Source organism: Luteibacter sp. dw_328, assembly GCF_018449605.1.
Classification (GTDB): domain Bacteria; phylum Pseudomonadota; class Gammaproteobacteria; order Xanthomonadales; family Rhodanobacteraceae; genus Luteibacter.
Genome location: NZ_JAAVUW010000002.1, coordinates 629,184 through 643,777, shown reverse-complemented (window position 1 = coordinate 643,777; position 14,594 = coordinate 629,184). Strand labels below are relative to the sequence as shown.

The following is a 14,594-nucleotide window of genomic DNA, read 5'->3' as shown; positions in this document are numbered from 1 at the left end:
TCGTCAGTCAGCGATGAACATGACCGTGGACAACGGCGGCAAGCTCAGTACAAGCGACTGTCCAAAGCCGTGGGCGGGCACCACCTGGGCATGGCGTTCACCTTCATTGCCGATGCCCGACCCGCCGTACTCGCTCGCGTCGGAGTTCAGCGCCTCACGCCAGCGGCCGCCTTCGGGCACGCCGACGCGGAAGCCATGCCGGGGTGTCGGCGTCATGTTGCTGACCACCAGAACGGTGCGCCCACCGTCGGCCATACGCAACCAGGCGAAGACACTCTGCTCCGCATCGTCGCCGATGACCCAGCGGAAGCCGCGCGGGTCCGAATCCCAGGCATGCAGCGCCGGGGTGCTGGCGTAGAGCTGGTTAAGATCACGCACCAGCTTCTGCACACCCAGGTGCAGCGGATGATCGAGCAACTCCCAGGCAATCTGGGCGTCGTGATTCCACTCCCGCGGCTGGGCGATCTCGCCGCCCGTGAACAGTAGTTTCTTACCCGGGTGCCCCCACATGAATCCGTAATAGGCACGCAAATTGGCGAACTTCTGCCACTCGTCGCCAGGCATGCGGCCGAGGAGGGATCGCTTGCCGTGCACGACTTCGTCGTGCGACAGCGGGAGCACGAACTTCTCCGAATAGGCATAGACCATGCTGAAGGTCATCTCGCCGTGGTGCCAGCGACGGTGGATCGGATCGTGCGTCATGTAGTCGAGCGAGTCGTGCATCCAGCCCATGTTCCACTTGAAGGTGAAACCGAGGCCGCCCTGCGCTACCGGTTGGGTCACGCCAGGCCACGCGGTGGATTCCTCGGCAATGGTCATGCAATCCGGATGGCGTTCGGCGACCAGCTGGTTCACCCGGCGCAGGAAGTCGATCGATTCGAGGTTCTCGCGGCCACCGTACTTGTTCGGCACCCACTCGCCATGCTTGCGGCTGTAGTCGCGATAGAGCATCGACGCGACGGCATCGACACGAAGCCCATCGACATGGAAACGTTCGAGCCAGGCCAGCGCGCTCGCGACAAGGAAACCCGACACCTCGTTACGGCCGAGGTTGAAGATCAGGGTGTTCCAGTCCTGGTGAAAACCTTCCCGCGGATCCGCGTGCTCGTAGAGCGGTGTGCCGTCGAAGTGCGCCAGACCGTGGATATCGGTGGGAAAATGCGCGGGCACCCAATCGACGATGACGCCAACCCCGGCTTCGTGGCAGCGGTCCACGAACCGGGCGAATGCTTCGGGCGTGCCGAAACGCGACGTGGGCGCAAACTGTCCCAGCGGCTGGTAACCCCACGAGCCACCGAACGGATGCTCCGAAATCGGCAGGAGTTCGATGTGCGTGAAGCCCATCCCGGCGACATACGGAATCAGCCGTTCGCCGATGTCGTCCCAGTGCAGTTCTTCGTTGTCCTTGCCCCGCAGCCAGGAGCCCGCGTGCAATTCGTAGATCGACAGTGGCGAACCGGCGTGGTGTAACGCGCCGCGCTTGCGCAACCACTCACCATCCGTCCAATGGAAGGCGGTCGGGTCAGCCACGATGGAGCCCGTCGCGGGCGGTAGCTCCGCGGCCAGTGCGACGGGATCCGCACGTTGCGTGAGCGACCCGTCGGCACCCCAGATCTCGTACTTGTAGCGTGCGCCTGCGAGCAGGCCCGGCACGAACAGTTCCCACACGCCCGACGGAACGCGCTTCCTCATCGGGTGGCGACGCCCGTCCCAGCTGTCGAAGTCACCGACCACGCTTACCCGCTGCGCGTTCGGCGCCCAGACAGCAAAGCGCACGCCGTGCACGCCGTCGATCGTGATGGGATGCGCACCGAGAACACGGAACAGTTCGACATGTGTCCCGTCTGCCATCCGTCCCAGATCGTCGTCGGCCAACAACGTACCGAAGCCGTAAGGATCGTGTGTGTCATGGCTTGCCCCGGGCCAGCGAACGCGCAGCCGGTACCTCGCGTCGTCGGGAGCGTGCCCGGCGAAAAGACCACCGTCATGAACGCGCCGCAGTTCCGCCACCGGCTTACCCGCCGCGTCGATCAGCTCGACGCCGAGCGCGCCGGGTTGCAAGGTGCGGACAACGCGCCGTCCGTCGACCGTGTGCGGCCCAAGCAAGGCGAAGGGGTCACCGTGGCGGCCCTGCACCAGCGCGGCCACCGCAGCGGCGTCGGTCAGTCCGTAGCTACGTGCGTCGGTCACGTATCCTCCTTCAGTTCTGTGGCGGTGTCGCCGCGGGCCGCATGGAGCAGGCCACGCAGCGGCACGTCAAGCCAGCCCGGCCGGTTCGCGGCCTCGTAGCTGACCTCATAGGCGGCCTTCTCGATAATGAAGAGTTCGAGCAGTGGCCCGAGGTCGCCTGCATTGACCCAGCGCACGGGCGCCGCGTCCAGTACGCCACGGTAGGCTTCCAGGAAAACCCTCGACGAGCGCGCACGGAATCGGGCCAGGTACTGCCCGAACCCCTCATCTTCCACCGGTGCCAGACCGTCTTCACCACGGCGGGCCATGGCGGCCGCGTAATGCAGAGAGCGCAGGAAGCCGGCGACATCGCGCAGGGGCGTGTGCTTGCCACGGCGTTCTTCCAGCGGACGGGCCGGCTCGCCTTCGAAGTCGATGATGTACGCATCGTCCTGGACCACGAGGATCTGGCCCAGATGGAAATCGCCATGGGTGCGGGTGAGCAGCGCGCCCTCGCCTGCCTTCGACAGCTCACCGATGTGCTTGTCCAGGGTGGCCACCAGGCCATGGACCGCCTCGATATCGCCGTGAACGCCTTCGGATACCTCCGTGGCATGATCGAGCGAAGCCACCGCGCGCTTCACCTGCTCACGCACGCTGTCGCGCCAGGCATTCGCCACGGTTGCCGTCGCCGTTTCAGGATCGAACGCCGGAAACTCCGAAGGCTTCGCCAACAGCGCGTGCAGCTCGCCAAGACGCGTACCCACCGCGGCTGCGAATGCATCGTAGCCGCCTTCGATTTCTGCACGGCGCTCGTCGTCGTTGGAGTGGCTGTACTCGTCATAGCTGCGACGCAGGAAGTCCAGGGTCCAGCGCCAGGCGTCACCCTGGTTGCGCAGAAAGCCCTGTAGGACAGCGATGGTCGTGCGATCGCCGTGTTCGTCGACACGTACCACCTCGCCAAGCAGCGGCGACGTGTTGGCGTAACCCTTCTCGGTGAGGAAACGGCCCATCTCCACTTCGGGATTGATCCCGGCCGAGGTGCGACGGAACAGCTTCAACACGCCCTGGTCGTGCAGGATCATCGAACTGTTCGACTGTTCGGTCGTCATCCAGCGGTTTTCAACGTCACTGGCGAAGGCATCCGGGTCGAAGGCATCCGTGCGTTCGAAACGCACGAAGCCGCGATTCACCGGTAGCTCCACCTCGTTGCGCAGGCCGATCAGCAGACCGGATGCAAACGCCTCGAGCGAGAAGCCGTCGGTGAGAAGGCCGATACGGCGACCACGGCGCACACGCGCGAGCGTCAGCTGCTGCGATCGCGCCGTCGGACTCTCGTCTTCCCAGACGATGCCGACCGGAAGGCTGTAGCGCTCGGTGCCGCCGTCGGCAAGGGTTGCTTCGATTTCCGTGAACACGAGATCGTCGCCACGATCGGGCCAGGGCACGGCGTAGAGAATCTTTACCGACTCGATACCCCGATCCTTGGCCGCAAACCAGCGGCGCACACCAAGGTAGGTCGGCAGCACCTGCTTCTCGATAACCCCACGGTGATGCGCCATCACCGGGCCGTCGACAAGGGCACCACGAACCACCAGGGTTTCGTAGTCGGGCAAGGGCTCGGCGGGAATCTCGTGCCATTCCGGCATCTGCGCGTTCGGGCAGATCTGGAAGGCATAGAAGCCGTACGGAGGCACGGTTAGAAGGTAGGGCAACTGCCCCACCGGAGGGAACGACGATCCACCCATGATTTCGATCGGCACCTGGCCGTCGAAGGACGCGAGGTCGAGCTCGACCGCCTGCAGGGAACGCGACATGTTTGCCACGCAAAGCACGTGCTCGCCGTCGAACTCACGCAGATACGCGAGCACCTTGCGATTGCCGGGGTACAGGAACTTGAGCGTGCCGCGCCCGAAGGCCTTGTAGCGCTTGCGCACGGCGAGCATGCGGCGCGTCCAGTTCAACAGCGAATGGGGATCGCGGGACTGTGCCTCGACGTTGATCGCCTGGTAGCCGTAGAGCGGATCCATGATCGGCGGCAGGACAAGGCTGGCGGGATCGGCGCGCGAAAATCCACCATTGCGATCGACCGACCACTGCATCGGCGTACGCACACCATCGCGATCGCCCAGGTGAATGTTGTCACCCATGCCGATCTCGTCACCGTAATACAGCACCGGCGTCCCGGGCATCGACAGCAGCAGCGCGTTCATCAGTTCGATACGGCGGCGATCGCGTTCGAGCAGCGGCGCCAGCCGGCGACGGATGCCGAGATTGATGCGCGCGCGCTTGTCAGCGGCATAGGTCTGCCACAGGTAGTCGCGTTCGTTGTCCGTGACCATTTCGAGCGTGAGCTCGTCGTGGTTGCGCAGGAAGATCGCCCACTGGCAGTTCTCCGGAATGGCCGGGGTCTGCCGCATGATGTCAGTGATCGGGAAGCGGTCTTCACGCGCGATCGCCATGTACATGCGCGGCATCAGCGGAAAATGGAAGGCCATATGGCATTCGTCGCCGTTGCCGAAGTAATCCTGCGTGTCTTCGGGCCACTGGTTGGCCTCGGCCAGGAGCATGCGATCGGGATAGTGCTGGTCGATTTCCGCGCGCATCACCTTGAGGATGTCGTGCGTTTCGGGAAGGTTCTCGTTATTGGTCCCTTCGCGTTCGATCAGGTACGGCACGGCGTCCAGACGCAGGCCATCCACGCCCATGTCCAGCCAGAAGCGCATCACGTCGAGGACCGCCTTCAGCACCGCCGGATTGTCGAAATTAAGGTCCGGCTGGTGCGAGAAGAAGCGGTGCCAGAAATACTGGCCAGCCACCGGATCCCAGGTCCAGTTCGACTTTTCGGTGTCGAGGAAGATGATGCGGGTGCCGTCGTAAGCCTGGTCCGTATCCGACCACACGTAGAAGTTCCGCGCCGCCGAGCCTGCTTTCGCCGCCCGTGCGCGCTGGAACCAGGGGTGCTGGTCGGAGGTGTGGTTGATGACCAGCTCGGTGATCACACGCAAGCCGCGGGCATGCGCTTCGTTGATGAAACGCTTGACGTCGGCGAGCTTGCCATAGTCCTCGTGCACCGCCTTGTACTCGGCGATGTCGTAGCCATCGTCGCGCCGGGGGCTCGGATAGAAAGGCAACAGCCAGAGCGTGTTCACGCCCAGCTCCGCGATGTAGTCGAGCTTCTCGATCAGGCCCTGGAAGTCACCGACACCGTCATCGTTGGAGTCGAAGTACGACTTCAGATGCACCTGGTAAATGATGGCGTCCTTGTACCAGAGCGGGTCGCTCGAGAAATCGGGAGCGGCGGCCTGTTTTTTTGCTTTGGCGCGTGTAGCCATGGATCAGACTCCGGGAAGCCGCACGTGCCAGATCGCATAGGGCTGGCCGAGGCCGAGCCACACATGCTGATCGGCGCCGCGCCAGGCGATGGGTTGGTTGTGAAGCAGGTCGTGGATATCGAGCTGGGCGTCGGAGGCATAGCCCCAGTCGGCCAGCGGCAGGGAAAGGTCGGCAGCCTGGGCGTTATGCGGATCCATGCTGATGGCTACCAGGACCACGTCGTCGCCGGAGCGCTTCTCGAAGAACAACACCTGAGCGTTGTTCGCAGGCAGGAAGCGCACACCGAGATGACTCTGCAGCGCTGGATGTGCGCGGCGGATGGCGTTGAGCTGGGTGATCTCAGCGACGATATTGCCCGGGGCGTTGAAGTCGCGGACGCGGATCTCGTACTTTTCCGAGTCCAGGTACTCCTCCTTGCCAGGCATGGGCGCGGCTTCGCAGATCTCGAAACCGGAGTACATGCCCCACAGACCGGACAGCGTGGTCGCCAGCGCCGCACGGATAAGGAAACCGGGACGGCCCGAGGTCTGCAGGAAATAAGGATCGATGTCCGGCGTATTGACGAAGAAGTTCGGCCGGAAGAAATCCTTCGGCGGCGTAGTCGTCAGCTCGGTCAGGTAGTCGACGAACTCCTGCTTGGAGTTGCGCCAGGTGAAATAGGTGTACGACTGACTGAAACCGACCTTTGCGAGGCGATACATCGGCTTGGGGCGGGTAAACGCCTCGGAGAGGAACAGCGCATCGGGATACTTCGCGCGGACGCGGGCGATCATCCACTCCCAGAACGGGAAGGGTTTGGTGTGAGGGTTGTCCACGCGGAACGTGCGCACGCCCTCATTGGCCCAGAACAGCACGACATCGCACAGTGCCTGCCAAAGCGACGGCACGGCACCTTCGGCGTAGAAGTCGACATTGACGATGTCCTGGTACTTCTTCGGTGGGTTCTCCGCGTAACGGATGCTGCCGTCCGGTCGCCAGTCGAACCATTCGGGATGTTCCTTCAACCACGGGTGGTCCTGCGAACACTGGATGGCGAAATCGAGCGCCAGTTCCAGGCCGTGCTCGTGAGCGGCGTCACGCAGTGCGCGGAAGTCGTCGAGCGTGCCCAGCTGCGGGTGGATCGCCGTGTGGCCACCCTCCGGCGAACCGATGGCATAGGGGCTGCCCGGATCATCGGGGCCCGGTGTCAACGTGTTGTTCGGTCCCTTTCGGAAGGCCGTGCCGATCGGATGGATCGGCGGGAAATAGAGTACGTCGAAGCCCATGTCACGAACCGCCGGCAGGCGGGCGATCGTGTTACGGAAGGTGCCGTGCTTCGTCTTGTCATCGGTCATCGAGCGCGGGAACAATTCGTACCAGCTGGCGAAACCCGCCTCACGCCGATCGACTTCGAGCTGGAACGATTCGGTGACCGTTGAACGAACACGCGGATCGGTCGCCGTCATCAGCTCCAGCGTGCTGTCGGCGAGCAGCAGCGCCAGGCGCTCATCGCCCTCGGCCCTGGCGACAGCCGTGGCAAGGGAACGCAGACCCTTCGCCTTCGCGCCCGAAGCATCCTTCGCACGCGCCTCGACGAGTAGCCTGCCCTCCTCCAACTCGAGAGCAACAGGCACGTGGGCTTCGTGCTTCACCTCGAGCTCGTGGCGATAGCTGGCGAAGGGATCGCGCCAGGCTTCGATCTGGAACTCATAGCGGCCCATGCGCGTTGGTGTGAATCGCGCCGTGTGAATGTCGTTATTCACCGGCTCCAGCATGACCTCGCGCCAGGCCTTTTCGTCCAGCGCGCGGTAGCGCAGACGCGCGGCAAGGACATCGTGGCCGTCCGCGAAGATGTCGGCCGTCACATCGACGGCCTGGCCGACGATGCGTTTGGCGGGAAAGCGGCCACCGTCCACGGTGGGCTGAACGGCTTCGATAACGATACGTGGGGCTTTGGTGGCGGACTGCATGAAATCCTTATGGGCGGAGGCACCGATCTTGCGTTTCACCGGCACGCCGGCACCGGCTGTCAACGTCAGGACGGCACCGGGATGCAGGACGACGCCATGGCCTTCATCGAAGACCTTGCGGCCGTCGGGGGTGGTCCAGGGACCGAAGTGGGAAGCGTCGCCGATCAAGGCGTCGTCGGCCGTGAGCGGTGCTTCGCGATCGAGCGAGGCATTGACCAGGGTCAAGGTGGCGCGGTCAGCCGTTCGGGGATCCGCGCCGTCGACAGTGAGGAACGCAGCGATACCCTTGCGCGTCACGATGGTGGGGACGCCGCCGAGGTGTTCGCCGATCGCTGCATTCGCTGCTTTCACGGTCGCCGTCACGTCCAGCACGGCACCTGCTGCCAGCTCGGCGGGAGTGATGGCATTGCCACGTCGCGGATCGAGTGCATCGTGAGCGGCGTATTCAAAGCCGACCGGCATCAACCAGCCAGCAGGCGCCGTCGCTGCGAAGGCAATCGCGCGACGATACGCATGGTCGAGCTGGTTTTCTTCGCCCAGTTCGTCACCCAGCCGAGTGGCAAACGGCTCCTCGGTGCAGGCCAGCGAAGGGGCGATCGCCTGCAACCTGACAGCCTCCTCGGCGAACCAGGCCGCCTTGAAGTCCCACCAGGCGGCCGACGAGACCACGGCGTCGAAGCCCGCGCCGCGCATCGCGTCGAGGTCATCCGGCGTGCTGCCCGGGGTCCAGGCCAGGAAACCCGCCTCAGGCGCTTCCTGATGCACAGCGTCGATCAGCGTCTTCCACAGGGACGCGGGGAGTCGCTGGGGGTGCATCAGACGAAAGCCCGCCACTCCTGCGGCGGCCCAGCGCCGAAGTCGCTCGATCCACCATTGGGTGGCAGCGGCGGCCACGGTGGGATCGTTGAGGCGCCAGCGGGCGCTGTCACTTTCGCTGGGTGTCCACCGCGGATCAGGCGTGCCGTGTTCGGCCGCGATCCCGCGGAACCAGTCGGGGTGCTCGCCGCGCACTGCCGAATCCGACGCCAGTTCGTCCAGCGGCAGGTCGAGCCAAAGCTCCATATGCTGCGCCCGGCAGGCCTTGGCGATCTGACCGAGTCGTGTCGTCGCGTCGCCATCGGCGGCGAGCGCGGGGTTGAGCCTGTCGAAATCCCGCGTCACGAAAACATCACCGCAGGCCGAAGCCTCGAAAGGCGGTGCGATCAGCAGTTGGCGGAAGCCCAGCGAGGCCGCGTGCTCGATCCAGGGGCTCCACGCGGTCATCGGCCCTGCAAGCAGGGGATGCAGGTAGTAAATGCAAAGGGGCGCACGCATGCTTGCCGACATGTACTCGTGTTCCTCGGGAGTTGGTACGAGCATGCCGGGTCGGATGTATGCATCGTGCCAATGGACCCGGGCACGCGAAGGCATTCACAGTGACGCAGACGGGTGTTGCGGCAGTGTGAATACGTGGGTTTTTGCGAGGGTTGTGCGCTGACGCTCGTGCTGTGCGCGGGAGTCGCGGCCGGGTTGGACCTTGAGGTTGCGTGCGGCACAGGCGCCACGCCGCTTCGTCAGTCGAGGTTTGATGAACGACCAGGCTGCTTTCTGTAGGAGCCGCTTCAGCGGCGAACCCTCAGGCTGTCGCGTTTGCGAATGATGCGTCGTGGTGATCGCGCGGGCGGTTGAACGCCCGCACGATGCGACGCAATGCCTCGTTCGCAATATCACCGCTGAGGGTTCGCCGATGAATCGGCTCCTACAGTAGGAAGCATGAGTTCGCGCAGCGAGCCATCCGAGCCTCTTCGGCGGTAACTTACTGGCCGAACTTGATCTCTTCGCCTTCGTGGCCACGGTCCCAGCCCCGAAGCTCGTCGCGGATATGCGCAATGCGCTGGCGACCGAGTGCGTTGCGTTCCTCGTCGAGCACGAGGCCGTCAAGCAACTCGGCCAGACGCTGCGCCGTCGGCAGCATGGCGTCCCAGGCATCCAGGGCGGGAGCCGGGCCCGGCAGGGCCATGAAGAACGACAGGCCCGAGGTCTGCAGGGTGGCGATGCGGCCCATGTCGAAGTTACCGGGCTTGGTCAGGTTGGCCACGCTGAAGATGGGGCCCTGCTCCGGATGGCCGTCGACCAGGCGGTGATAGATACCCATGTCGCCGAATTCGAGGCCGGCCTTTTCGGCGGCAACGACCAGGTCGGAACCATGGAATTTGCTGCCTTCGCGAGCGACCACGTAAAGACTGACGATGCGCTCAACCGGGGCGTGCGACGGACGACGACCCAGGTCGGAACGCGGCGGGGCCTTCGGCGGCGGTGCGGGCGCCGGAACGGGCGCGGGTGCCGGGGACCGGACAGGCGCCGGCGGCGGTGCCGCGGCGACGGGCTCGTCGAGGTCGAACGGCAGGTCGAGCCGCGGCTCGACGCGCTGCTGCGGCACATGCTGCGAAGCGGGCGGCGAAGGCGGCTCGTCGTAAGCCTGCGGCGGGTGAATGGCCGCACGGTCACCGGATAGTGAGGTGCCAAGGCGCTCCAGCTCGGCGCGCAGATCCACGTCCAGCTCGCCCTGGCGGGGCGACGGACGGAACAGCGGATCGTTGGCATCCTCATCGCGGGCGCTGAATTCCCTGCCGTCGTGCGCGTCGTACGCACGGTCGTCCCGGGCGCTGAACGATTCGCCGCCGATGTCGTCGCCATCATCGTTGAACACCGGCTCGCGGCGCTCGCGCGAGCGCTCCTGCGTCTCCGGTGCGGGCTTGCGTCGGCCCTGCTGCTCCTTGCGTGGCTGGCCGAACAGCCAGATCAGCACGAGAACGACGATGCCGACGAAAAGCATCGGGATGCCTACTGCGGGATTCCAGGCGAGGCCGATGGCGGGATTCATGCTTCGATTCCTTGTTTAGTACTTAAGCCACGCCGACGAGCTTGGAGGCTTCGGCGAGGTCGACCTGAACCAGGCGGGACACACCCGGTTCGCGCATGGTAACGCCGCACAGCTGATACGCGGCTTCCATGGTGGCCTTGTTGTGGCTGACAAATATGAACTGCACCTTCTCGCTCATCTCACGGACCATGGCGGAGAAGCGGCCGACGTTGGCTTCGTCCAGCGGTGCGTCCACCTCGTCCAGCAGGCAGAACGGTGCCGGATTGAGGCCGAAGATGGCGAAGACCAGCGATACCGCGGTGAGCGCCTTCTCGCCGCCGGAGAGCAGCGTGATGTTGCTGACACGCTTGCCCGGGGGCCGCGCCATGATCGCCACGCCCGTATCGAGCAGGTCGTCGCCGGTGAGCTCGAGATAGGCGTGACCGCCGCCGAACAGGCGGGGGAACAGTTCCTGCACGCCCGCATTCACCCGGTCGAAGGTTTCCTTGAATCGCTGGCGGGTTTCGCGGTCGATCTTCTTGATCGCGCCTTCCAGCGTTTCCATCGCGCTGACCAGGTCGGCCAGCTGCGCATCGAGGTATTCCTTGCGCTGGGACTGCTCGGCATGTTCCTGGATCGCCGCCAGGTTGACCGGCTCCAGGCGGGCGATCTTCTGTGCGAGGTCGACGAGCTGCTTCTGCCAGTGGTCGGGTTCGGCGTCTTCGGCCAACTCGGTGAGCAGCGCTTCGAGTTCGAGGCCGGAGGCCTTGATCGCCTGGGCCAGCTGTTCGGCGCGAAGCTGCAAGGCCTGCGCGGCGAGGCGCTTCTCGGAGACGTTCTCGCGCACCTGGTTGAGCACGTGCTCGGTGCGCTGGCGCTCCTGCTCCAGGCGGCGGAACTCGGCGTCGCAATCCTCAAGGGCGCGGCGCGCTTCCACGAGTTGCTTGTCGACCAGCAGGCGCTGGTCGAGGTAGGTCTGGCGTTCCTCCTCGAGTTCCGCTATGGGATCGGACCCGGCAGCGAGCTGCTGGTCGATCTCATCGCGGCGCGCGGTGACCTGGCGCAGCTGGGTGTCGAGACGGGCCAGGGCCTGCTCGAGCGAGGTCAGCGCCGCACGCTTGGACTCCATGCCGAGGGCAAGCTGGTGTGACTGATCCGCCGCTTCGCGCGCATTGATGCGTGCTTCCTCACGCGCTTCGAGCAGTTCGCGACGCTCGTTCTCGAGGCCGCGGCGCTCGTCTTCGCGGTCGCCCATGAGGCCGACGGCCTCGTCAAGACGGGAGCGCGCATCGCGCGTCTGGCTGGCGAGTTCGTCGACCTGCTCGAGAATGACGCTGATTTCGCCACCGACCTTTTCGGCACGGGCGCGCGCGGTTTCCATCTTGCCGCGATGACTCTGCAACTGGCCGGCCAGCTCGGAAAGCCGACGATGGGCCGCATACAGGTCGCGCTGGGCGTCGTCGCGCTGGCGTTCGGTCTCGAACTTGCGCGTGCGCAAGGTCTCGAGCTGTTCGGTCCATTCTTCGCTGGAGCCTTCCAGCGTTTCGATCTGCTCAGCCAGCTGGCGGATCTCGCGTTCGCGAGCCAGCACGCCGACCTGATTGCCCTGCGCGCGCAGCACCCGGGCCCAACCCGGACCCATCCACGCACCATCGCGGGTGATCACGGACTGGTGGGTGGACAGCGACGAAACTCGGGCCGCGGCGTCTTCGACGGAATCGGCGATGAAAACGTTGCCCAGCAGCGCCATGGCTGCCACCGGTCCGCGTACATAAGCGGCCAGCGTACCGGCAGCGCCAGGACCGGCCTGCTCTTTCGCGAACAGCGCCACATCGGCGTTGCCGAGCGATTCGAATTCGGGGGTCAGTGCGGCGATGGCATCGACGAGAACGCCATCGAGCACGCCGCCGAGCACGGTCTCTACCGCGGATTCGTAACCGGCATCGACCTGGAGCGACTCGCCGAGACGGCGCGAACGATCGAGGCCGAGACGCGACAACCAGCCGCTCGCAGCGGTTTCTTCCTGGCCCAGAGCCGCGCTTTGCAGCGCTTCGAGCGAGGCCTGACGGCCGCGTGCCGTCTGTAGTTGCTGCCGCGCTTCATTGAGCGAGGACTGCACCTGGCGTTCTTCGTCGAGCACGCGCTCGTAGGACACCTTGTGCTGGTCGAGGACGCCGCCGAGTGTTTCGACCCGCTCGCGCTGGGTGTCGTGTTCGATATCGAGTTGTTCGGAGGCGGCATGAAGCGCATCGACATCGGTCGCGCGCTGCTCGGTCTCGAGCGCTTCCTTCCGGCGCGACAGGTCGACGGTCTGGCGATCGAGGTAGGCCAGCTTGGTCCGCTCGACTTCAGCGGCGCGACTCGACTCCGAGGCGCCGCGTGTGTGTGAATCCCAGCGCTGCTGCCAGTCGGCCAGCTTCGTTTCGGTGGCGCGCTGTGCTTCGCCCGTTTCGTCCTGGATCTGCTGCAAGGCTTCGAGCTTCGGCTCGCCTTCGGCCAGGGCCATGCGCAGGGTTTCCACCTGTTCGCGGTCCGCCGTGATGTGGCCCTGCAATTCCTCGAACTCGCGCTCGGTGTCGGCGCGCGAACGTGTGAGGCGTTCGCTGAGGTCGCGGTTGTGGCGCACCTGCTGTTCGACGCGCGCGATCTCGGCGCCGACCTTGTACACCTCGCCCTGCACCTGGTTCAGGTGCTCGCTGGCGCCCTGATGGCGCTCGCGAACGGTTTCCAGCTGCGCTTCGATCTGGCGCTGGCCGGCGAGATGCTTGTCGATCTCCAGCTCGGCCTCACGCAGGCCCGAGCCCTCGCCCTCATGCTGGCGATGCAGCGTGCGGTATTCGAGCGCGCGCAGTTCGGCTTCGCGGTGGGTGTGCTCTTCCTTGAAGGCCTTCCAACGCTCGGCTGCACGGGCCTGGCGATTGAGGTGGTCGAGCTGCTTTTCCACCTCGTCGCGCACGTCGCGGACGCGGTCGAGGTTTTCGCGCGTGGCCTTGATCCGGCTCTCGGTTTCCTTGCGGCGTTCCTTGTACTTGGAGATGCCCGCCGCTTCCTCGAGATGGGTGCGCAGTTCTTCCGGCGCCGCCTCGATGATCTGGCTGATCATGCCCTGTTCGATAATCGAATAGCTGCGCGGGCCCAGGCCCGTGCCGAGGAACAGGTCGGTGATGTCGCGGCGGCGGCAGCGCGCGCCATTGAGGTGATACGAGGACTGGCCGTCGCGACTGACGATGCGCTTGACCGAGATTTCCGCGAAGCTCGCGTACTCGCCCTGGATGGTGCCATCGCTATTGTCGAAGATGAGCTCAACCGTCGCCTGGCCCACCGGCTTGCGCGCGCTGGAACCGGAGAAGATCACGTCGGTGAGCGAATCGCCGCGCAGGCGGCTGGCGGCGGACTCGCCCATGACCCAGCGAATGGCGTCGATGATGTTCGACTTGCCGCAGCCGTTAGGGCCGACGACGCCGGTCATATTGGTGGGCAGGTGCAGCGTGGTGGGGTCGACGAACGACTTGAATCCCGCCAGCTTGATCGTGGTCAGACGCATTATGGTTTCCGTTGGGACGCGGCCGAGGGCTCCGTTCGGGAGCCACCCCCTGGCTGATCGGTCACTTTGCCAAAGGGGGGCGGGGTGCGCAATACGCGAAGCAGCATGAGGTTAAAGCGCTAACCCATTGTTTTTCGGCCTGACGATCACTCTCCGGGAGCTTTTGCCTCGATCGCGAGGGCGTGGATGCCGTCCGGCATCATGTCGCCCAAGGCAGCGTAGACCATGCGATGGCGCTCGATCGGGTTTTTTCCGGCAAAGGCCGGGCTGACGATGCGGGCGAAGAAATGACCCCTGCCCTCGCCCGAGTGCCCGGCGTGCTTGTGGCCCTCGTCGATCACGTCCAGCTCGACCGGGGCCAGGGCCTCGGTCAGCCGCTGGCGGATGCGCTCGACTTTCTCGACCGTCACGGCAGGACCACGCGGAACGGGCGAACCGTCACTTCGCGGTACACGCCAGCGCCGATGTACGGATCGGCGTCCGCCCAGGCCTGGGCGGCCTCGAGGCTTTCGAACTCGGCCACGATCAGGCTGCCGGTAAAGCCGGCCTCGCCCGGGTCCTCGGCATCGATGGCCGGAAACGGGCCAGCCAGCTTCAGGCGGCCTTCTTCCTTGAGCGCCGAGAGACGGGCCACGTGAGCCGGCCGCACGGAGAGGCGCTTTTCGAGCGAGTTCGGGTGATCGATACCGGTGATGGCGTAGAACATGAGAGGCTCCGGTCAGTAGACCGCGCATTGTATCGGCGGACGGGCGCC

7 protein-coding genes are annotated in these 14,594 nt (G+C 65.1%); all 7 read right to left on the bottom strand.

Annotation, left to right across the window (positions count from 1 at the left end; genetic code table 11):
• Nucleotides 1–3: 3 nt before the first annotated feature.
• Nucleotides 4–2,166 carry a 1,4-alpha-glucan branching protein GlgB gene (gene glgB, locus HB634_RS07555; RefSeq protein ID WP_157504064.1) on the bottom strand — a complete coding sequence of 721 codons (2,163 nt, stop codon included), beginning with the start codon at nucleotides 2,164–2,166 and terminating at the stop codon, nucleotides 4–6.
• 20 nt (nucleotides 2,167–2,186) lie between these two features.
• A complete protein-coding gene (gene treS / locus HB634_RS07550) occupies nucleotides 2,187–5,504 on the bottom strand; it encodes a maltose alpha-D-glucosyltransferase (protein ID WP_213948148.1) in 3,318 nt (1,105 codons plus the stop codon).
• Between the two features lie 3 nt (nucleotides 5,505–5,507).
• On the bottom strand, nucleotides 5,508–8,813 hold the full coding sequence (locus HB634_RS07545; protein WP_213948147.1) for a maltotransferase domain-containing protein: 3,306 nt from the start codon (nucleotides 8,811–8,813) through the stop codon (nucleotides 5,508–5,510).
• 436 nt (nucleotides 8,814–9,249) lie between these two features.
• The gene (gene zipA, locus HB634_RS07540) at nucleotides 9,250–10,269 is read right to left on the bottom strand and encodes a cell division protein ZipA (protein ID WP_231873917.1); all 1,020 of its coding nucleotides are present in this window, start codon (nucleotides 10,267–10,269) and stop codon (nucleotides 9,250–9,252) included.
• 70 nt (nucleotides 10,270–10,339) lie between these two features.
• On the bottom strand, nucleotides 10,340–13,840 hold the full coding sequence (smc, locus tag HB634_RS07535) for a chromosome segregation protein SMC (protein WP_213948146.1): 3,501 nt from the start codon (nucleotides 13,838–13,840) through the stop codon (nucleotides 10,340–10,342).
• Nucleotides 13,841–13,986: 146 nt separating this feature from the next.
• The gene (locus HB634_RS07530; RefSeq protein WP_213948145.1) at nucleotides 13,987–14,250 is read right to left on the bottom strand and encodes a BolA/IbaG family iron-sulfur metabolism protein; all 264 of its coding nucleotides are present in this window, start codon (nucleotides 14,248–14,250) and stop codon (nucleotides 13,987–13,989) included.
• Nucleotides 14,247–14,546, bottom strand: coding sequence for a YciI family protein (locus tag HB634_RS07525; RefSeq protein ID WP_063574326.1), 300 nt, complete (start codon nucleotides 14,544–14,546; stop codon nucleotides 14,247–14,249). Before HB634_RS07525 ends, HB634_RS07530 begins: the two co-directional genes overlap by 4 nt.
• Nucleotides 14,547–14,594 lie beyond the last annotated feature (48 nt).

Coding starts and splice junctions, on each gene's coding strand:
- treS (WP_213948148.1), bottom strand. CDS start 5,504: ATGGCTACACGCGCCAAAGCAAAAAAACAGGCCGCCGCTCCCGATTTC.
- HB634_RS07545 (WP_213948147.1), bottom strand. CDS start 8,813: ATGCTCGTACCAACTCCCGAGGAACACGAGTACATGTCGGCAAGCATG.
- zipA (WP_231873917.1), bottom strand. CDS start 10,269: ATGCTTTTCGTCGGCATCGTCGTTCTCGTGCTGATCTGGCTGTTCGGC.
- smc (WP_213948146.1), bottom strand. CDS start 13,840: ATGCGTCTGACCACGATCAAGCTGGCGGGATTCAAGTCGTTCGTCGAC.
- HB634_RS07525 (WP_063574326.1), bottom strand. CDS start 14,546: ATGTTCTACGCCATCACCGGTATCGATCACCCGAACTCGCTCGAAAAG.